At 50.0% G+C, this 21,253-nt stretch carries 15 protein-coding genes; 12 read left to right on the top strand and 3 right to left on the bottom strand.

Going from position 1 to position 21,253, the window contains the following annotated elements; all coding sequences use genetic code 11:
- Window positions 1-314 precede the first annotated feature (314 nt).
- The 4 genes from FBF61_RS03055 to FBF61_RS03040 all read left to right on the top strand — a co-directional run bounded on the left by FBF61_RS03055 (window position 315) and on the right by FBF61_RS03040 (window position 2,286).
- Window positions 315-1,301 carry a Kelch repeat-containing protein gene (locus tag FBF61_RS03055; protein ID WP_138475686.1) on the top strand — a complete coding sequence of 329 codons (987 nt, stop codon included), beginning with the start codon at window positions 315-317 and terminating at the stop codon, window positions 1,299-1,301.
- 174 nt (window positions 1,302-1,475) lie between these two features.
- Window positions 1,476-1,775 carry a hypothetical protein gene (locus FBF61_RS03050; protein ID WP_138475685.1) on the top strand — a complete coding sequence of 100 codons (300 nt, stop codon included), beginning with the start codon at window positions 1,476-1,478 and terminating at the stop codon, window positions 1,773-1,775.
- Window positions 1,776-1,855: 80 nt separating this feature from the next.
- Window positions 1,856-2,050 (top strand): hypothetical protein, encoded by a 195-nt coding sequence (locus FBF61_RS03045; RefSeq protein WP_138475684.1) that lies wholly within the window; start codon window positions 1,856-1,858, stop codon window positions 2,048-2,050.
- Window positions 2,051-2,097: 47 nt separating this feature from the next.
- On the top strand, window positions 2,098-2,286 hold the full coding sequence (locus FBF61_RS03040; protein WP_138475683.1) for a YodC family protein: 189 nt from the start codon (window positions 2,098-2,100) through the stop codon (window positions 2,284-2,286).
- Window positions 2,287-2,351: 65 nt separating this feature from the next.
- Here the strand turns inward: FBF61_RS03040 and FBF61_RS03035 are convergent, their stop codons facing one another.
- Window positions 2,352-3,332 (bottom strand): alpha/beta hydrolase, encoded by a 981-nt coding sequence (locus FBF61_RS03035; protein ID WP_138475682.1) that lies wholly within the window; start codon window positions 3,330-3,332, stop codon window positions 2,352-2,354.
- Between the two features lie 460 nt (window positions 3,333-3,792).
- Here FBF61_RS03035 and FBF61_RS03030 point away from each other — a divergent pair, with 460 nt between their 5' ends.
- A complete protein-coding gene (locus FBF61_RS03030) occupies window positions 3,793-7,596 on the top strand; it encodes an ATP-binding protein (RefSeq protein WP_166444407.1) in 3,804 nt (1,267 codons plus the stop codon).
- Here FBF61_RS03030 and FBF61_RS03025 read toward each other — a convergent pair.
- Window positions 7,584-8,171, bottom strand: coding sequence for an RNA polymerase sigma factor (locus tag FBF61_RS03025; protein ID WP_138475680.1), 588 nt, complete (start codon window positions 8,169-8,171; stop codon window positions 7,584-7,586). The two genes, FBF61_RS03030 and FBF61_RS03025, sit on opposite strands and share 13 nt — an antisense overlap.
- A 272-nt stretch (window positions 8,172-8,443) precedes the next feature.
- On the opposite strand from FBF61_RS03025, the gene FBF61_RS03020 reads away from it, so the two are divergent.
- The 7 genes from FBF61_RS03020 (at window position 8,444) to FBF61_RS02990 (ending at window position 19,908) form a co-directional block, all read left to right on the top strand.
- Entirely contained in the window at window positions 8,444-9,019 is a 576-nt protein-coding gene (locus tag FBF61_RS03020; RefSeq protein WP_138475679.1) for an RNA polymerase sigma-70 factor, read from the top strand.
- Between the two features lie 72 nt (window positions 9,020-9,091).
- A complete protein-coding gene (locus FBF61_RS03015; RefSeq protein ID WP_138475678.1) occupies window positions 9,092-10,144 on the top strand; it encodes a FecR family protein in 1,053 nt (350 codons plus the stop codon).
- Window positions 10,145-10,194: 50 nt separating this feature from the next.
- Window positions 10,195-13,773 (top strand): SusC/RagA family TonB-linked outer membrane protein, encoded by a 3,579-nt coding sequence (locus FBF61_RS03010; RefSeq protein ID WP_138475677.1) that lies wholly within the window; start codon window positions 10,195-10,197, stop codon window positions 13,771-13,773.
- 12 nt (window positions 13,774-13,785) lie between these two features.
- Window positions 13,786-15,543 carry a SusD/RagB family nutrient-binding outer membrane lipoprotein gene (locus FBF61_RS03005; RefSeq protein ID WP_166444406.1) on the top strand — a complete coding sequence of 586 codons (1,758 nt, stop codon included), beginning with the start codon at window positions 13,786-13,788 and terminating at the stop codon, window positions 15,541-15,543.
- Between the two features lie 301 nt (window positions 15,544-15,844).
- A complete protein-coding gene (locus tag FBF61_RS03000) occupies window positions 15,845-16,291 on the top strand; it encodes a hypothetical protein (RefSeq protein WP_138475675.1) in 447 nt (148 codons plus the stop codon).
- 113 nt (window positions 16,292-16,404) lie between these two features.
- Window positions 16,405-17,649 (top strand): alpha-amylase family protein, encoded by a 1,245-nt coding sequence (locus FBF61_RS02995; protein ID WP_138475674.1) that lies wholly within the window; start codon window positions 16,405-16,407, stop codon window positions 17,647-17,649.
- A gap of 3 nt (window positions 17,650-17,652) precedes the next feature.
- Window positions 17,653-19,908 (top strand): DUF4838 domain-containing protein, encoded by a 2,256-nt coding sequence (locus FBF61_RS02990; RefSeq protein ID WP_138475673.1) that lies wholly within the window; start codon window positions 17,653-17,655, stop codon window positions 19,906-19,908.
- 6 nt (window positions 19,909-19,914) lie between these two features.
- On the opposite strand, the gene FBF61_RS02985 is transcribed toward FBF61_RS02990, so the two are convergent.
- On the bottom strand, window positions 19,915-21,147 hold the full coding sequence (locus tag FBF61_RS02985) for a PQQ-dependent sugar dehydrogenase (protein ID WP_138475672.1): 1,233 nt from the start codon (window positions 21,145-21,147) through the stop codon (window positions 19,915-19,917).
- Between the last annotated feature and the right edge of the window lie 106 nt (window positions 21,148-21,253).

The raw sequence follows: 21,253 nt of genomic DNA, 5'->3' as shown, positions 1-21,253 counted from the left end.
GTGGTATAGTTAAAAAGTGGAACAATTGGTTGATGGAAGTCTTTGAGACGGCGTGGTAGGTGCAATAAAATTACGGTTAATGAGGCCGCGACCGGCACCATCAAATCAATAGACCGTGGGGAGGGCACAGAACTTATTTAGTGGAATGCAAACGACCCCTGCCGAAAGCCAGTCTATTGGTTTTTCCTCTACTTTCTGCGTCGTTGATCGATCTAATTTCCTGAACCAGTTGTTTTTATCTTCCTTTACAGCGGTCGGACTTTCGGGTCCGGCCATTGTCTGAAAGATTTTTTATTAAATTAAAATAATCAGCCATGGACTATCGAAACCGCATCCTTGCCGCAACGTTCCTGATATTTCTGTCAGCCTCACCCGACAAAAAATACGAGTGGGTACAGATATTACCTTTTGGAAACGGGTCTCATCAGTTTGAATGGAAACCGGGTACTTACCCCATGGGGTTGAAGCCGGTGCTGGGTTTTCAGGGAAAGCTCTGGATGGCAGGTCAAAAATCGGCCTGGTCGTCGGTTGACGGTACAAACTGGGTCCGGCATCCCAAAAAGGACTGGGGCGAGCGTATCAGTATTACCCCGGTTTTTTTCGATAATAAACTTTGGATGTACGGAGGAATGCAGTATCAGGAAAGGAAACTGCTCAACGAGGTATGGTCCACCACGGACGGTGTTTCCTGGGAGAAGGCTGAAAATGCCGCATGGCAGCCCCGAAAAGGTCATGCAATGGTTGCTTTTAAGAATAAGCTCTGGCTTTTCGGAGGCGTTACGGATGTCTCCCCCGACTTTGTTCCCCTGGAAATGAAGAACGATATCTGGTCTTCACATGATGGTTTGTTTTGGGAAAAAGAGGTAGACCAGGCGCCATGGTCGGCCAGGGACGAAGCCGACGTGCTGGTAATGCGAGACACGCTTTATCTGCTGGGCGGACAGGGCTTGGGAGATGTGTGGCGTTCGGCAGACGGCAAAAACTGGACACAGCTGACATCCGAAGCAGCATGGAAAAAACGCTCCGACAAAGGGGCGCTTGTCTACGATGACATGATCTGGGTGTTTGGAGGGCGGGATACGCTTGCCGATCATCACCTGGCCGCACAGAACGATGTGTGGTTTTCGCGCAATGGTATCAACTGGATACAACAAACCGAACATGCGCCGTGGACCGTGCGCAGCGGTGGCCACAGTGTGGTATTCAAAGATCAGCTGTGGCTTTTCAGCGGGAAGCATACTGGCGGTAATCCGGTCTGGAAAGGGGATGTATGGGCTCTGAAGAGGCGGTCAGAACATTAAAATCTCCATTTTCATCATTCTGAGGCACATAATCATCAGTACTGTGGTAAGTTGTTTCTCTGCAGAGTATGGGTTGGCAGAATTGGTTTTGGTGTCTGCCAGGGTGAAAAACCTGGGGATCGTTCCCGGTTGGAACGGTTATTGATATCTAGGCACAAAAAACTAAAACCATTTATGAAAACAATAGGCAAAAGCATAGGGATTTTCAGTCTTGCTATCGTGCTTTTATGCACTTCTTGCGGAAAAGACAAAAGCACAGGCCAAGACAGTGGATCGGATTCGCAGACAACGGCCAATGACAGTTCAGCGACACCCAGCCGTGCGGCACTGGGAACTGGTGAAGGCGGGCAGAAAGATACGTTGGGATACCCCACAAACCAGTCCAATTTAAACAGCGATTCTACAAGCAAGCTGCATGACGACGACACCACCTCCGTTAAACCGAAAAAAGACAAACCCAACAAACACGAATAGGCCGGGTTAAGATCAGATGCCTGGTTGTCATTCCAGGCATGATTTTAGTTACCATCATACACAAACAAACTAATGAACCCATGAGAACCAGAGTACAGAATATAGAAGCAGACTTTCAGGATGGTTTTATACGTAAAGCCAAGACAGAAAATACAAATCCGTTTCAGAGCGAAGAGCTTGAAATTGTGAACCACAACCTTGTGACGTCAGCGTCGAAGCCGGGTAAAAGACGCCGTATCCAAAAACCCTTGTATTCCGTGCGGTTTTATCAATAGGCCAGCGGATGAACTATTAAACTCGGCCGACAGCCTTAAAAATCACAATGATGGATGATACGAAATTCAAAGAAGGCGACTGGGTAAAAGAGAAGAATGGCACCCGTGGAATGACCGTAGTAGGTTATACTAAAGATGACGCAGAAGGGCAGGGGGAAGTCCGCTGCCGCTATAAAACGGAATCCGGAGAGGAGACGGAAGCTGGTTTTCCGGAAGATGATCTTGTTTCGATCTGATTGTCACTTTTGTCTCCCCTCCGGTGGAATTGCCCGCAGGCATCCAACCGCTGCCAATCTATCGGCTAGCTGAGCTGCTTTTTGATTACTGCAGCTGCCTGCGTGATCGCAACCTGTATCGCCGGAACGTGCGCGATCGGATTGAGCAGGCCATAATCGTGGATAAGACCTGCATATCTGGTCAAGGTAACAGGCACACCTGCCTCATCCAGCTTCCTGGCATAAGCTTCGCCTTCGTCGCGCAACACGTCGTTTTCAGCGGTTTGCACCAGCGCCGCCGGCAAGCCTTTTAAAGCCTCAATCTCAGCTTGCAAAGGAGAGGCATAGATTTCGTTACGTTTAGTGGTATCGGACAGGTAACTGTCCCAGAACCACTTCATCATATTTTTGGTAAGGAACCGCTCTTCGGCAAACAGATTGTACGATTCGGTTTCAAAGTTGGCGTCGGTTACGGGCCATAGCAGCACCTGAAGCCGGATCGCAGGCCCTTTTTTATTTTTGGCCATCAATGCAATTACGGCAGCCATATTTCCGCCTACGCTGTTGCCCACTACTGCCAGATTTTTGCCGTCAACACCTATCTCATTTCCATTTTCGGCTACCCACTGGGTAGCTGCGTAAATCTCGTTGATAGCCGTTGGATATTTCGCCTCCGGAGACGGCGTATAATCTGGAAATACGGCTACGGCACCACTTTCCACAACCAGGTCCCGGACCAGCCTGCGGTGAGTAGGGTAGTCGCCCAGCACCCAGCCGCCGCCGTGAATAAAAACAAATACCGGCGCATTTGCTGCGGCACCGACAGGCTTGGTGACGTGAATGTTGACGGTCAGACCGTTCTGCGTAATCTGACGTTCACTTTCCTCAATACCGGAATAGTCAACTTCTACCGATTTCTGTGCACCGACAAGCACTTGACGTGCATCTGCGGGGCTCAGTTTTTCAATCGGTTCGCCGCCACCGGAATTTAGGGCTTTAAGAAATGCTTTTACTTCAGTAAAAATAGCTGGATCGTCTTCGCCTTTAAAAGGTCTGTGCTGTGCCATGTTCATTGTATTTTGAGTGAAAAAATCAGAATGGATAACCTGGTGATATTGTAACAGGACAAAGGTACATCAGCGACCAAACCCGGCGAAGGCACAAATTGCGACTTTCATTGTACATTTTTCCCGCCAGGTATCTGTTCTTTGGAAACATCTGGGTATTTCAAAACTATTTAGTCAAGATATGCGTATTAAAAACATTCTTTCACGCCTGTGATCATTGCCTGCGTAACGCATAACATGATCCCCACAGCCAATCAGAATATTAAAAAGCTGGAACCGGGCATGAAACAGGAGCAGCTGGTTGTGACAATGAACTGTTAAAACCTGATCATGGCGTGTAAATCGCACAGGGTGGGCTCTGAAAAATTAGGCGTCATCCTGTCGTTTTCTGCCTTATCGTGGTTAATTTGCAAAAAGACGTGGTTTTTTGACCATGCGGCTCATCAGGATTGAAAATACGATGCAAGATTTGGTTGAAAACCAGCAGTTTTTGTCAGGAGGTGGTGAGATGGGAGCGCTGATCCGCTCTATGGACTGGAGTAAAACCGCCCTCGGGCCGGTTGACAACTGGCCGCAAAGTTTGCGTACAACCGTCAGCCTCTGCCTTTCTTCAACCTTCCCGATCCTGATCGCCTGGGGACCCGAACTGATCCAGATCTACAACGACAGCTACCGACCGATCTGTGGCGCCAAACACCCGCAGGCGATGGGGCAGAATTTCAAGATTTGCTGGGAAACAGCCCTGCCGGTGGTGGGGGACGCTTTTGACCGGGGGCTTGCCGGCGAAGGTACCTATATCAAAGACCAGCAGATGCTGCTCGACCGCTACGGATACATCGAGGAAGCATTCATGACTTTTTCTTTTGCCCCGATCCGCGATGAGTCGGGCAATGTGGGCGGGATTTTTCACCCGATAACTGAGACAACCGAACAAATCCTGAGTGCCCGAAGAACACAGGTGCTCCGGGATCTGGCAGTACATATAGGAAAAGCCAAAAGTATCGAACAGATCTGCGAGCAGCTTTTGAAAGCACATCCCGCATTTATCTATGATCTTCCTTTCATTCAGCTTTATGAGCTGAGCGAAAAAGCCGACCATGCCAAACTAAAAACTTCCTCGGGAATTACCGGGGATGCACTGGTATGGCCCGTAATGGATACAACACGCCCGGGAGGGGAAGCCTGGCCATTTTTCGAAGTCCTGGAAACGGGCAGCCCGCAAAGGGTTGAAAACCTTCAGGTGCATTTCGGGGAATTTGGGAGCGGACCTTTTGAGCAGCAGCCCCATACAGCCCTCATTTTTCCTGTGCTGATAGGCGGTCGTCAGAAACCTTATGGATTCATGGTCGCAGGCGTGAGCAGCGCCCGCGCACTGGATCAGGAATATGAGAATTTTTTCGAGCTCCTGGCCAATACCGTCTCTACTGCTTTTTCAAATGTAGATGCCTACCAGGAACAACAGAAAAGGGCGCAGCAGCTTGCAGAAATTGATGAAGCCAAGACGGCTTTCTTCAGCAATGTCAGTCACGAATTCAGGACGCCGCTTACTTTGATCCTCGGGCCTTTGCAGGAACTCATGGAAAAACCCCAGCCGGAGCAGCGGATTCAGCGGGAAGACGTGGAAACGATGAACCGCAATGCGCTGCGGCTTTTGAAACTTGTCAATAATCTTCTCGATTTCAGCAGAACGGAAGCCGGCAGGGTAAAGGCGGTTTTTGAAAGCGTGAACCTCGGCGCACTCACTGCCGACCTCGCTTCTAACTTCCGTTCGGTCATCGAAAGTGCCGGGATGGAGCTAGCCATCCAAGAGCCTTATTTAACTGCACCCGTGTATGTTGACAGGGATATGTGGGAAAAAATCGTGTTGAACCTTTTGTCCAACGCATTTAAATATACACTGAAAGGAACTATAACTGTTTCAGTATCTGAAAAAGACGGTCAGGCCTGTCTGCAGGTATCCGACACCGGCGTGGGCATCCCGGAAAACGAGCTGCCCCACATGTTCGAACGCTTCCACCGGGTCGAAAATTCTTTGGGACGCACCCACGAAGGTACGGGCATCGGCCTGTCGCTGATCAGGGAACTCATTCATCTCCATCACGGAACGATCTCGGTTGCAAGCGAGCTGGGGAAAGGTTCGGTGTTTACAGTACTGATCCCGCTGGGCGACGACCACCTGAAAAGTGAGCAGATTGTTAACCAAAGAGACAGGCAGCAGGCTTCCGCGCAGCGGCAGACGTTTGTAAGGGAGGCGATGAGCCTGCTTGCGCCGACGGAGGCCGAAACCGTCACAGCCACCGGGGACGACGACGTCTCGCAGGATGGTCCTGGCATGGAAGTGCAGAAGGATGTGCGTGTGCTGATCGTGGACGATAACGCCGATATGCGTTTTTATCTTGGGCGCCTCCTGTCCGTATACTTTACCGTCGACTATGCTGTCAACGGTGAGGATGGTATAGAAAAAGCGCGGATCAATACGCCTGACCTCATCATCAGCGACATTATGATGCCGGTAATGGATGGCCGACAGATGCTCATGCATTTCCGGGAGGCCCGGGTGCAGCATATACCGGTGATCCTGCTTTCGGCCCGGGCGGGGGAGGAGTCGAGGATCGAGGGGCTGGACTGGGGCGCGGACGATTATCTGGTGAAGCCGTTTTCTGCCAGAGAATTGCTTACCAAGGTGAATGCCCTCATTCGGGTGAATGCAGTGAGGAAAAAGACAGAGTCTGAGCTCAGGAACATCTTTCACCAGGCTCCGGTGGCGATAGGGATTTTCCGCGGACACGAGCAGGTCATTGAGGTGGCGAATAATTTGATGCTGACCTACTGGGGGAAAACCAGTGAACAGGTGGTAGGATTGCCGTATTTGTCCGCCTTCAAACGGGCGCCTTCCGACGGCCTGGATGTGATTGCGCATGAGGTGCTGGTGTCCGGTAAGTCCCGCATACTGCGTGAATGGCCGCTGAATATTTCGCGCGGCAGCAGATCAAAAAAGTTGTACGTCAACCTTTCACTGGAGCCGCTGAAAAACCTGGATGGCACGGTCACCGGCGTAATGGTGGTTGCCAATGATGTGACCGAGCTGATCACCGCGCTGGAATTCATACGCGAAAGTGAAAGCCGTTTCAGGGTGCTTGCCAACAGTATGCCGCTGCTGGTGTGGCGGATCGACAGGGAGGGCGGCAAAAACTTTTATAATGAATTCACCATCCATTACTCTGGCCTTTCGCAGGAAGAACTCCTCGAAGGCGGGCTGATCAGCATCGTTCATCCCGACGACCGCTCCGACAATATGAAGGCTTGGCAACAGGCGATGAGAACCGGAGAGGATTTTACTTATAAACACCGGTACAGAAGGCATGACGGCGAGTACCGGTGGCATCTCAGCCGGGGTATCGCCCAACGCGCAGAGTCTGGCGAGATTACCTCCTGGGTGGGGACAAGTACAGATATCCATGATCAGAAAACCCAGCAGGAAACCCTGGAAAGGCACGTGTCCTTGCGCACTGCCGAATTGGTAAAAAGCAATGAAATGCTGATCAAAACCAACAGGGAACTGGAACAGTTTGCCTACATCACCAGTCATGACCTGCAGGAACCGCTTCGAAAAATCCAGGTATTTTCCGGGCTGATCAAACAATATACTTCCGGATCGGACAACAAAACGCTGGATTACCTCGAAAGGGTCATTTCTTCCTCTAAACGCATGTCAGCGCTCATCAATGATCTTCTGAGTTATTCAAGGATCGTCAACTCCGATTCGAGGTTTAACGAAGTAGATCTTAACCAGGTGCTTGCAAATGTAAAAAGTGATCTGGAACTATCGATCCAGCAGAAGGAAGCACGAATCGTTTCTGACAGGCTTCCGGTGATAGAGGCAGTGCCGCTGCATATGAACCAGCTTTTTTATAACATGCTCAGCAACGGTCTGAAGTTTACCAGGGAGCAGCCACGCATTGACATCACTTACCGGGCCATTGAAGCAGGTGAAACACCTGAACATAATTTTTTGCAGCCTTTTACAAAGTATGCCCTCGTAACGTTCAATGATGAGGGAATCGGATTTGACGAGCAATTTGCCGACAGGATATTCACCATTTTTCAGCGCCTGAACAGCGCCCGTGATTTTGAGGGGACTGGTATCGGGCTTTCAATCTGCAAAAAGATCGTCGAAGCCCACAACGGACATATTGTTGCCGGATGTAAAGAAAATAAAGGAGCGAGTTTCGAGGTGTACCTGCCATTCTCTCAGGCAAATTGAAGTCTTTCAGCCGGGGCGGGAACCGCAAATATCTGTCTCAACTCCAGTAAGGCCGCTCTGATCCGTGACTTGACGGTACCAAGCGGGATATTGAGCTGCTCAGACACCTCCTGATGCGTATAACCTTGAAAATAAACCATTTCGATCAGTACCTTTCTTTCCGGGACCAGCCATCCGACCACCAGGCTTACATCCATTGTTGCTGGCACTGGATTAAAGATCGCATCTCTGCAAAGCTGGGTTTCCGGTACATTTTCCAGGTCCACATTTTGGTCGAATTTTACATCTGATCGCAACTTGTCAATAGCAGTATTACGTGCCACATTCAGCATCCAGGTAAAGAGCGTTCCTTTTTCAGAATTGTAAAATCTGATGTTTCTCCAAATTTTGAGAAAAGAATCCTGCAAAACATCATCGGCCTTGTCCCTGTCTTTTAAAATTTTGCAGATGATCCCGTACAGCGCTGGCGCATAATGTTCATATAAATACTCAAAAGCTCCTCTGTGATTGCTTCTGAGCAGGGCAACCAGTTCATTTTCAGGATAGGATTCTAATTTCGGGTATACAGGTTGCATATCGGTCTGGCTTTCAGGTCAGCTAACTAAAATTGTTCCAGTTATCGAACATCTGATTCTGGGTAATTTTTGCGTCAGTTTGACCCGGTAAGAAACCAGAACAGGGGCGAAGAGATCAGTTCATTCGCGAAGCCGTTTTTGTTTGACCGATTAATGGCTTTTCGGTTGCATTTCCGACGTCTTAATCTTAGATTAACGGCTTGTTAATATCCCGATCATATTATGCTCCTACTTTTACATCCTTCATTATAGGCGTGTAGCTTAGTATATCAATGAACCCTTTTCTTCCAAGTGACACGCAACTGGTTTCCAATCTCGCCAACGGTGACCGAAAGGCATTCCGTGATCTTTATGAGCGGTATCAGGAAGAAATGTACCGTCTCGCGCTCAGAAAAACGCACGAAAAGGAAGTCGCGGAGGAAATCGTGCAGGATGTGTTTGTAAATCTCTGGGAAAACCGTCACCAGGCGGAGATCGGGCTTATCCGGAACTACTTGCTGCGGTCTGTACGGAACAAGGTTCTCGACTACGTCCGTGCGCAGATCGTCCGCAGGAATTACGCCCGGGAGTTTGCAAGCCGGGCAGAGGAATTCGGGAATACCACCGCTGACCTCCTGGCCCTGCACGAGCTCAGTAATGCCATTGATACTGCAATGCGTACAATGCCCGAAAAAACAAAGGAAATTTTCCAGCTTAACCGCCGGGAAATGTTATCCGCCGGGGAAATCTCGAAACTGCTTTCCCTTCCCAAAAGAACTGTGGAATACCATATCACAGTTGCTTTACGCACCATGCGGACGGCACTGAAAGATTTTCTTCCGCTCTGGATCGTATTATTTTCTTCATAAATAAAAAAAATGACGGTACCATTTGCGGTGATTCCGCAATGAAACGTCTTGTCACTAAACAACCCGCAAAACATGGGGTCCAACACCACCGAAGGTTTCCTGAAAATGCTTGCCCGGTTCCGGAGAGGTAAGTCTGATGCCAACGAAAGTGAGGCTATGGAAACCTGGTATGAAGCCCTGGACGATCCGGACATCGATGTGAGCCGGAAACCGGGAGAGCACGAAAAGGTATGGATGAAAATAATCGAACGGACAGCCTCTGATCAGGGCCGCCCGGATGCTGTGCACCGCTCCGGAAACCGTTTCCGTTACTTTTATCCCGCCGCGGCTGTTCTTCTGCTGGTTTGCGGTTTTGCCTGGTTCCAGCTTTCAAAGAACCTGAAAGAAAACGGGCCCGCTACCTCCGGCACTTCGGTCGTGCAGCAAAACCGGACGGATTCACCGCTTCGGGTTGTATTGCCGGATCGGAGTATCGTTAAGCTGGATCCCGGTTCACGTATCGAGTACGAGGCGGATTTTAACAAAGTTACCCGCACGGTCCTTTTGACGGGAGATGCATTTTTTTCAGTTACCAAAAACAGAAACATTCCCTTTATTGTCCGGGCAGGGGCGATCCTGACACGTGTACTGGGCACCGAATTCAGTATCAGGAAAAATCCGTCGGGCGGGGCAACGCAGGTGGAAGTGATCTCAGGAAAGGTCGAAGTCGCGATGCTCGGGAAAGACGGCCAGCCGGTCGCCGGACGCGAAACGCAACGCGTGATCCTCACCGCCAATCTGAAAGCAACTTATCAGCCGGGCAAGCCTGAACTGGTGGTTGGTCTGGTGGAAACGCCGAAACCTGTGGCCGGTGTTCGAACGGACAATATCTTTCTGTTCAATGACCGCCCGCTCGCGGAGGTGATCACGGTGCTGGAAAAGTCCTATGGGGTGGAAATCCGGGTCGAAAACCGGGAGTTGCCCAACTGCCCCGTCACAGCCGACCTGTCGGACGAAGACCTTTCAACCCAGCTGGACATCGTGATGAGTGCTTTGAATGCACACTTTACCGTAGATCAGGCTGGTATTTACATCAGTGGAGGAGGTTGTGGGCCGGTATCAGGCCGCGTAGTACCTAATCAATGACATTCCGGAAAATCCCGGAAAACGCTTGTTAACCCAAAATATTGGAAAGTATGAAAAAAGGAAGACGGTACAAGTCTTGCGGGAAAATATTGCTCGCCCTGATCCTTCTGCCATTCCTGGCCTTCGGGTTTCCGGAGGATCCAGGCACGCAGACACAGGATCTTTTGTATGCCAAAGTAAAGCTTAACGTGCGGGAAACGAGTATCAGGGCCGTGCTGGAAAAGCTGGAAAATCAGGCAAAAGTAAGTTTCGTATATAGCTCACGTTCAATCCCGCTGAACCGGAAAGTAAGTATCAGTTCCAGTGAAAAAACAGTTGCGCAGATTCTCGACGAACTGTTTTTACCCGATAAGATCAATTACCGGAGTATGGGGAAGCGTATTATCCTGAGCCTTCCTGTGACGGTTTTAGCAGATAGTGTTCAATCATTTATCCCGGAAATACCGGCAGAAAGGAGCGTTACCGGAACCGTGTTCGATGACCAGCAGCAGCCGCTGCCGGGGGTGAGCATCCTGCTGAAAGGCGAGCAACGCGGGACCACGACCGATGAAAACGGACGCTTTTCACTGCAAATACCGGATCAGGGGGCCATTCTCACATTTTCATTCGTTGGGTATGTTTCTCAGGATATTACGGTGGGTAAAGAAAGCCAGCTGACCATTCGCCTTTTGCAGGACAACAAGTCGCTGGACGAAGTGGTGGTGACGGCGCTTGGGTTGCAGCGCAGCAAAAAAGCGCTGGGATACTCGGTCAGTGAAATCAAGAATGAAGACCTGACAAGGGTCCCGCAGGACAATGTGGTCAATGGACTTACGGGAAAAGTAACCGGAGTGCGGGTGATCAACACTACGCCCGATATGAACAGCGATCCTATTGTGCTGATCCGCGGCTACACTTCGTTGTCAGGCAATAATTCTCCCCTTATCGTGGTGGACGGCCTGCCGACCGGCACGGACATCAGCGTACTGTCCGACCTGAGCGCGGACAATATTGAAAGCGTGAATGTGCTGAAAGGGCCGAGTGCGGCTGCGTTATATGGTTCGAGAGCAGGGAGCGGGGTGTTGCTGATCACTACCAAAAGCGGCAATAAGGGAAAAAAAGGTTTGGGAGTAAGTGTGAATGCAGCTTACACCGCCAGCATTCCCTACCAGTACGTACCCATCCAGCAGCGGTTTGCCACCGGCTCCAACGGAAATTTTAACCAGGCGACCAACCTTTGGTGGGGACCCGAAATGGGAACATCGGTGGCGAGGTTCGGAACCAACGGTGAAGCCACGCCGCTGACACCCCATCCCGACAATGTTACTGATTTCGTAACTGTCGGAAACAGCTATGTAAATGACATCACGATTTCAAACACCAATGAAAAGCTGAGCTTTTCCCTCTCGCTTTCAGATACACGTGTGAAAGGCGTGTACCCGCAGAGCAACCTGCGCAAAGACGCACTCGCGCTTTCAGCCAGTTACCAGTTCACCAAAAAGCTGAGCGTGAATGCCAATTTTAACTATCTCAATTCCGGATCGGATAATTTCAGAGGTTTATCCTACGACAATTATCCCTACGAGGATCTTTATTTTACCCCGAACTGGCTGGATATTAACGATCTGAAAAATTACTGGGCCGAGAAGGATGTTCAGCAGAATGTCTGGGCAAACGGCTTTAACAATCCATGGTTTACTGTAAATGAAAACATCAATACTTTCAGAAAAGTAAGGCCTTACGGCAATGTGAGGCTGAATTATAACATGACCGACGATCTCAGCCTGATGGCAAGGGTTGGGGGCTTCAATGAGTCTTACACGACCGATAACCGGACTGCCATGTCCGAAAAATCATTGCCGCAGGGAGGGTACTCACATATATCCCGGAATTTTCAGGAGATCAATACGGATTTTCTTTTGAACTATAAAAAAGTGCTCGGCCACTTTTCTGTGGATGCTTCCGGGGGAGGAAACCTGTTTTTCCAGAATAACCAGCTTGCGACCATTACGGGACAGCGTTATGTACTTCCGGGACTGTATACTGCCAGTAATATCGACCGTTCGTCGGTCGGCTATACCGCGGTCAAGATCAATAAAAGGATCAACAGCCTTTACGGAACAGCTTCATTCGGATTCCGGGATGCGGTTTTTCTGGAACTTACCGGACGGAACGACTGGTCCAGCACTTTGCCCGTCAACAACAGGTCATACTTTTATCCTTCGGCTTCTCTGAGCGTGATCGTTTCGGATCTTTTGGCACTTCCCAAATCAATATCTCTTCTGAAACTGCGGGGCGGCTGGGCCAATGTCGGAAAGGACACCGATCCTTACAGATTGTCGATGGCGCTGTCAAGATCTACCTGGGGCGAGAATACCACTTATTCGCTGCCGGGTACGACGCCAACCAACAATTTGTTGCCGCAAAGTATTATTTCCTCTGAAATCGGTCTGGACGCTGCATTTTTCAAAAAACGGCTGGGCTTAAACTTTACCTATTATGATGTGGAGGACAAAAAACAGATCACCAGTATTTCTGTTTCCGGCTCTACGGGTTATACCGGTGCCAATGTAAATGCCGGGGTGGTGCGCAACAGGGGCGTCGAAATTTCGCTCCGTGCAGTTCCGGTTCAGAAAAAGGACCTGTTATGGGATGTTACTTTTAATTTTACCAAAGAACGAAGCAAGCTGACAGCCTTGCCGGAGGGGGTAAGCAACCACCAGTTCTGGTCGAGGAACAACATTTACAGCCAGACTACCCTGGGTGGTAACGTCGGCGACCTTTGGGGGCCGGATGTGATCCGTGTAACGGAGGGGGAATATGCGGGCTGGCCTTTGCTCAATAACAATGGCTACGTTCAGCAGGGCCTTTCCAATATCAAGCTGGGCAATGTTATCCCCGATTTCACGCTCGGGCTGCAGAGCAATCTGAATGTAAAACGTTTTACGATCTCTGCCAGCCTCGACTGGCGCAAAGGCGGGGACTATTATTCCGAAAGCATGAAACGCATGACCCGGGACGGCCGCCAGGACAGCTGGTACAAGGGGGACGGTTCCAGCACTTTTACCGGTATACTCAGCAACAATTCTTTCAACGGGGACAATGCCCAGCTGGCTGCCGAAATCAAAAATAATCCTCAGAAATACAATGCGATGGATGGTCTGACATACGTGGGCGGGCGCACGGCGGAACTGGGTGGCTTTGATTATGGAGGAGCCGTTGCGAACGGAGCATTTTTCCCGGGTGTGATTTCGGACGGAAACGGCGAGTATATCGAGAATTTCGGAGCTGCGGGGACCAAATATTTCCGTAGTGACCTCATCGCCGATCCAGGATCGGGTTACTGGAGCCGGGGCGTGCAGAGCTGGATTTACGATGCATCTTTTATCAAACTTAGAGAACTGGCAATCGCATACCGCCTGCCGGAAACGATCACGCGGCGGGTCGCATCGGGTGGAGTGTCGGTGTCGGTTTTTGCCCGGAACATTATGTTGTGGACCAAAGCAAAAAACCATCTGGACCCGGAATCTACGATGATGAACACCAACGATCAGTTTTCAACGTCTACCAACTACCTGCTGGGCTTCGACAGGGCTTCTTTTTATCCTACGACCATGTCGGTCGGTCTTAAATTAAACATTCAATTCTAAATGCAGTTCAACATGATATCCATTCATAGATTCGGTACATGGAGTGGTTTTTCGGGCTTGTTCGTTATGCTGCTGGTTACTGGCTGTCAGGACCTTACCGAAATCAACCGCAATCCCAATGAGCTGACGGACGATAAAGTGAACCCGGCTTATGTGCTGACTTCCGTGATTTCGGGCAGCGCCACCGAACTGACGGATCTGACTTTTGCAGGGAATGTAACACAGAAACTGGTTCCCGATGCGATGCAGTATACCCAGCGGGATTTTCTGGAATATTCGATCACAAATCAGTTTGCCTGGGCGCCCCTGTCTTTCGATTACCGGGGCCTGCACCAGCCGTTGTCCAATGCTGCCTATCTCGAAACCCGCGCACCAGGCAATCCCGACTCGCTGTTCATCAAGGGTACCGCGAAGGTAATGCAGGCATTCTGGTTCGGGATGCACAGCTCCATGTGGGGCGATATTCCTTACAAAGAGGCTTTTCGGGGGACTGCAAATCTCCAACCTGCATTTGATGCGCAGAAGGATGTTTTTGCCGGTATCATCGCCGACCTGGAAGAAGCTAACACGGACTTGCAAAAGGCGGGGGCTGTCAGCTCCGCGGTGATGAAAAAGGCTGATATATTGTATGGCGGAGACGTGCTCAAATGGCGGAAATTTGCCAACTCACTCCACCTGAGATACCTGCTGAGGCTGTCGGAAAAAGCCGCGGATATGACCGCGGCTGGCATCAATGTCAGCGCGGATTTCACCAAAATGATTGCTGATGCTGTCAAATATCCGATCATTACCGCTGCTACCGACAATGCTTCGGTAGGTTTTCCGGGTACCAACACAATAGATTCCTGGCCGCTCGGGCCGCTGATCACGACGGGAGAGTCTGAGTTTTACCGGGTAAAAGCAGCTTCCACAGTAGTGGATTATCTGAAAATCCGCAAAGACCCACGGCTCACGATCTGGTTCAGGCCGGTAGAAGTACAGACTTTGGTGCGTGACCGCGGCGCTGATGTGGTGATTGCAAAAGATGCCGCGGGGGCGGTGAAAAGATACGTGAAAACTTACATCGCCGGGACTGATACTTCCTTGTACGTCGGTTTGAAAATCGCACTCTCGGACCCGGACAGCTATAACAATAACAATGCTGCGCACCGGGCGCAGGCAGTGGCGCTGGGCAGCGGGATTTATGATGGCGGTGCAGCCAACCCCTTTGTGTCCTACCTCGGTACCATGTACAGGGCTAACACAAGCCCGCTGGTGAAAAGTACTTTTATATCGGCCTCGGAGGTGAATTTTATGCTCGCGGAAGCGGCCGTTCGCGGATGGTTGTCGTCGGACGCATGGACGCATACCGCTGCCGGGATATCCGCCTCGCTGGAACAATATGGTGTTGCGGCCGGAGACGCCAAGGTTTACAACCCGATCACCCACGCGACCGAAGCTTTTCAACCGGTTACTTTTCTGAGCGCGCTGGAAAAGGAATTTAAGGCAGCAGCCGACCCGCTGGAGTTGGTCATGCAGCAGAAATGGCTGGCATCTTTCTCAACCATGGAAGGCTGGTTCGACTGGAGACGGACAGGTTTTCCGGATATTGGCAAAAACGTTCAGAACGGAGCGATGGGTGAGAAGATCCCGGTCCGCTACATTTACGGAGAGAGTGAGCTGAATTACAATGCGGCCAGCACCAACACGGCGATTTCCCGCTTAACCCCGGCGACAAACGAGCAGTGGTCCAAAATGTGGCTGATCCAGGGAACTTCAAAACCCTGGTAAAGTGAAATCAGACTATGTTTTACCAGCCGGGAGTTCTGCCGGCTGGTAAGGCAGTTTGATCCAGAGCGTACCGGTAGGTGTCATGTATAGCATGTGTGAAGTGGGATTTTATATAAAAGTTTTCAGAGATTATTGTAAATAGTTGATAAGTAGCAAAGCGAAAAAATAATTATTTCGCGCATTTTTTGATATTAGTTTTGGTTTTTGTAGAATTACGTCTATAATGTCAATCCTCTATTAAAATAAATCGTCCCGGACAAACAAAGTCTTAGGTTTTCAACGGGTTAGCTACTGCCATTCCATGAAAAAACTTTTATTCTTCTTTGCATTAACCACCTTGTTTTGTGTGGCTCAATCCTGTATGCAGGGCAGTGCTACACCCCGGACGCTGGCCGACGTTGTCAAGGACAAAGAGCTGGCGGAGTACCTGGTAGGCAACTGGACGTATAAGACGCAGGGGCAGGGATCTGATTTTTATGCAGAAACCCTGACCTTCCGGAAAGAGAGCGGCTATATGACCATTGCTATTTCCTATAAAAAGCCTGAAACCGGGCCAGAAACCAAGTTTTTGACTTACGATTACTTTTTGAATTTCGAGAACGACATCATGGAAGCAGTAACCGATGGTGTAACCAAATGCTACCGGGTTGAACAAACGTCGCAGGACGAACTTTCGCTCTACGAAAGAACTACCAAAGCGGAACTCCGTAGTGAAGAAATCAGCAAAAAGTACATCAGGGAAAAATAAACTGCGGGTGTAACAAAGCCAGCCGGTCAGATAGCCTTTCGGTAACAATTGCGCGTATTCAATATAGCTCCGTGCCTGCCTTGCGGAACGGAAATCCTAAATCCTTTTAAAAAATGCGCTTTTTCCTGAAAAGAATTTTACCGGCCATACTATGGCTTTGCTGCTTCCATGTCAGTGCCCAGCATAAAGACGATGTTTTCAGTATCGGAATTTTCTGGCCGCCGGTGTGGAAACATACTACCGACGAGCAGTACCGCATCCTGAGCGAAACGCATGTGGACATTGTTCAGAACGTTTCAAGCACCGACCTGAACACTCCCGAAAAGAATTTCCGCATGCTCGATCTTGCCCAAAAATACGGCATGAAAGTATACGTATCCGATCCCCGGGTGACCGGCAGCGAGGAGGAGATCAGGGCGATGGTCGATACTTATCGGAACCACCCCGCGACAGGCGGATATTACATCCGCGACGAACCCGACAGCACTATGCTCGACTGGGCAATCAAAACATACCGGCTTATTGGTCAGCTGGATACTGCCCGTAACCCGCACGTCAACCTGTTCCCCGATTTTGCGCTAGAAAATTACGAAAAAGGCTATGTGGAACGGTGGATCGAAGGCGTGGGCAAAGAGAACCTGCGTTACCTTTCCTTCGATATTTACCCGTACAAGCGAAACGGACGGTTTGAGAAATCCTATTACAACAACCTGGATATTATCAGGAGGGCCGGGCTGAAGTATCATGTTAAAACTGCCAATTACCTGCAGTCATTTGGTATCGTGGATATTTACAGGCGCCCGACGGTCGACGAAATGCGGCTGAATGTATACTCCAATCTGGCATACGGGATCAAGAATCCGGTCTGGTTTTGCTATGCTACCCCCACCGGCCAGGGCAGCCAGGTATTCATGAATTCGGTGATCGACTCGCTCGGTCAGAAAACGAACCTTTATGAACCTTTCAAGGCATTTAATGCGGAAATGAAAACTTTGGGGAAAACACTCATCCGGCTGGACGCCAATGAAGTATATCATTCCGGCGACAGCCTCTGGATGGGTACGCAGCTACCGCCCGCCGACTTTGTGGTGCGTCCGCAGGACCCGACATCCAAAGTGATCCTTACGCGTTTCAAAGACCGGTACGATGGCAAAACCTATGTGATGCTGGTCAATAAATCCTTTCAAGAGCCGGCACAGGTCGCATTCCGGGTTTCCGCTGAGGTAAAGAAAATACAGCAGATCCCAGCCTCGGACGGCAAGCCGAAAAAAGTGCCTTTTGATAAAAAAGCTCGTCTTCTGACAGAGACTTTTCTGCCTGGTGAAGGAAAATTGTATTTGTTAAAAACCCGACATTAAATCATGAAACATATGCTTGGAAAAACAGCGATGGTCATTCGCTGGCAGGTGTTTTTTGTCCTGCTGATAATATCCCTGCACGCTCATTCCCAGGGTTTGCTGGTAGAAAACGGCAGAAGCGATTATCAGATCTTCGTTTCGGAAACAGCTTCGGTCGTTGAAAAGCACGCCGCACTGGAATTGCAGACATATCTTGAAAAAATCAGCGGCTGCCGGCTTCCCGTGGTCCATCAGACTACCAATGGGAAAGCTGCCGTTTATATTGGTTTTAAAAACGCACCCAAGGAATTGCTGGCAGATGTGCAGCCGGAAAAATTTGATAAAGAAGAATTTATAATCCGCTCTGACGGTAAAAACCTGCTGCTTGCAGGCGGCGCGCCCCGAGGGACTTTGTACGGGGTCATCGGTTATCTGTCCGATTATCTCGGCTGCCGGTGGTACACGCGGGAGGTGACCAAAGTGCCGCAGCAGAAAACCATCAGGTTGACTGCTCTCAATGACCGGCAGAAGCCTTCCTTTGAATACCGAGAAGCGTGGTATGAAGAAGCTTACAATGCACGCTGGGCGATGCATAACAGGCTTAATCCGAGTGGAAAACCAATCCCTGACTCGCTGGGCGGAAGCTATGTCACTTTTCCTTTCGTGCATACGTTTTATGCGCTGGTACCACCTGAAACTCATTTTGAAAAGCATCCGGAGTATTTTTCGGAAGTGGCCGGGGTACGCAAAGGAAAGGATGCACAGCTATGTCTGACCAATCCCGAAGTGCTGAAAATCGCTACCGCCCAGGTGTTTGCCTGGATTAAGGAACACCCGGAAGCCAATGTTTTCTCGGTAGATCAGAACGATGGGGAGGCTTATTGCGAATGTGTGCATTGCAAGGCCATTGACGACAAGGAAGGAAGCCACTCGGGTTCGCTGCTGGCTTTTGTAAACCGCATTGCCGACACCGTGGGGAAGGTATACCCGGACATCAAGCTGCAAACGCTCGCATACGCCTACACGGAAATCCCGCCTGCGACCATCCGTCCGGCGGATAACGTTACAATTCGCCTTTGCCATTATAATTATTGTTCAGCCCATCCGATCGAGGCCTGTGACAACCATAAGCCTTACCGCGATAGGATCGATGCCTGGCAGAAAATTGCAAAAAGAGTGACCGTTTGGGATTATTTTACAGATTTTTCCCAATACCTGATGCCTTTTCCCAACTTTGAAACCCTTAAAAATGATGTGCGGTATTATGCGGACAGAGGGATTGTCGGGTTGTTTGCGCAGGGTAACAATGTTCCTGACAATGGCGGGGGCGAGTTTTCGGAATTGCGGGCCTGGGTTTTTGCCCAGCTGATGTGGAATGCAAAAAAAGACGGACAAAAGCTGATCGATGAATTTGTTGCCAACGTTTATGGCGGCGCGTCACCCTATATCAGTGCATACATCGGGCTGCTCCATTGGCAGGTAAAGCCGAAGGAAGTATTTTTCGGGATCTGGTCGCATCCTATCGAGGTCAATTACCTGGGTGTGCCAACTATTCAGAAAGCCGACAGTCTTTTTCAACTTGCTTTTAAAGCCGCGCAAGGGGATACTGCGCTCGCGGGGCGCGTGGAGCTGGCTTATCTGCCGGTGTTGTATACCAAACTATTTTTCTACTCCATCGGCGGCACTGCTTATCTCAGCAAAGCAGAATTGCCTGCGGCATTGGCAAGATTCAGAAAAGTAATAGCGAAACACCGTATCCGGGCAATAGGCGATATGGAAGCCACTTATGGCAATCTCGCCGCATTCATAAGCAGGGTAGAAAACGCACCCACATTCTATTCCGACTGGTGGCTGGCGGGGCCATTTGATAATTCGGACGGGAAAGGTCTGGCAAAAAAGCTTGCCCCGGAAAAAGGTTTTAATCCAAAACAGAATTTTGTAACGTCGGATGGACAGGCAGTCAGCTGGAAAAAGTACGAAGACAGGTCGTCGGGTTACATTGATTTTGCGAAACTGTTTTCACCCAATGAAAATGTGATCGGTTATGCTGCCCGTACTTTTAAAATAGCCAAACCAAAAACCATGAAATTCGGGGTGGGAAGTAACGATGGGGTACGTGTGTGGGTCAATGGAAAACTGGTGCTCGACCGTCCTGTTTCCAGGAAAGCCGAGCCCAATCAGGATATTGTGGAAGTGCCCATGCAGGCAGGTGAAAACACCGTTCTTGTCAAAGTGGATCAGTTAAAACGAGCCTGGGGCTTTTATTTTTCTGAACTTTGACGGGTCTTATTTCTTGTAAACGCGGTACAATCTTCCCTGGTCAGTGACGGCGTAAAGTGCGCCGTCTTTGCCTTCGGTGATGTCGCGGAAACGCTGGCCTTCACCGGCAAGCAGTCTTTCTTCGCCAACTACCTTGTTGTCTTCGATGACAAGCCTCACAATGTGCATGCTGCTCAGCCCGCCGATGAATAGGTTGTTTTTCCATTCAGGTATGCTGTCGCTGCTGTAAAACGTAATGCCGCTTGGAGATACCACCGGATCCCAGTAATAAACAGGCTGCTCCATACCGTCTTTTTGCTGAATCGCTTCGCCGATTTTCTTGCCGCTGTATTCGATACCGTAAGTAATGGTTGGCCAGCCATAGTTTTTTCCGGGCTGAATGCGGTTCAGCTCGTCACCGCCCCTCGGACCGAACTCTACTTCCCACAGATCGCCCGATACCGGATGAAATGCCAGGCCCTGTACGTTACGGTGCCCGTAAGAATACAGCTCAGGTTTTGCGTCAGCCTGACCTTCAAACGGGTTGCCTTTCACCGGCTTGCCCTCCTTGGTAATGCGGATCACTTTTCCCAGGCTGGAATTCAGGTGCTGTGCCTGCGGGCGGGTGATCGTGTCGGAACGTTCGCCGGTGCTGATGATCAGATCGGAATTTTTGTCGAAAAGGATCCGTCCGCCGTAGTGAAGATTGCTCTTGAAGGCCGGAGTAGCGCGGTAAATGACCGTTGCACCTTCGATTTTTTTCTCGTCTGCTGAAAGTTTTCCTTTGGCAACGGACGTCAGGTTACCGTCCGGGCGGGCTTCGGAAAATACCCAGTATACCATTCTGTTTTGTTCAAAAGCGGGATCGACCCGGATACCCAGCAACCCGCCCTGACCGTCGGAATTAACGGCCGGAATACCAGTGATCGGCTCGCTCAATTTTCCGTCCGTAGTGGCGATACGCATGGAACCTGCCTTTTCGGTAATGATCAGGCGGCCATCGGGCAGTGTGGTTACGCCCCATGGATTTTTGAGGTCGCTCGTCAGGACTTTCCCTTCGTAAGCAGTAGCCGATTTCACACCGCCGATCCTGGTCTGGCCGGGGAATGCAGGCTTGTAGTCAGCATTCGCTTTTTGAGTTTCGACGGGTGCGGCAGTACTGTCGGCCTGGGCCGATTCAGAAGATTCGGATGCTTTTTTTTGGCAGGATGCAAAGGCGAGAGCCGCCCCTGCGAGAATTACCAGAATACTTTTTGTCATTGTTTTTAAAGTTAACAGGTTTTAAAATCAGACCCGGATATGTGCAAATTTCGTCACATATCTTATTACAACCGCAAAGATCGATTTTAAGATCAAAACAAATGAA

This window comes from Dyadobacter bucti (assembly GCF_005869225.1).
In the GTDB taxonomy this organism is placed as follows: Bacteria; Bacteroidota; Bacteroidia; order Cytophagales; family Spirosomataceae; genus Dyadobacter; species Dyadobacter bucti.
Note: the sequence above shows the minus strand (reverse complement) of the source record. Positions and strands in the feature narration are given on the sequence as shown.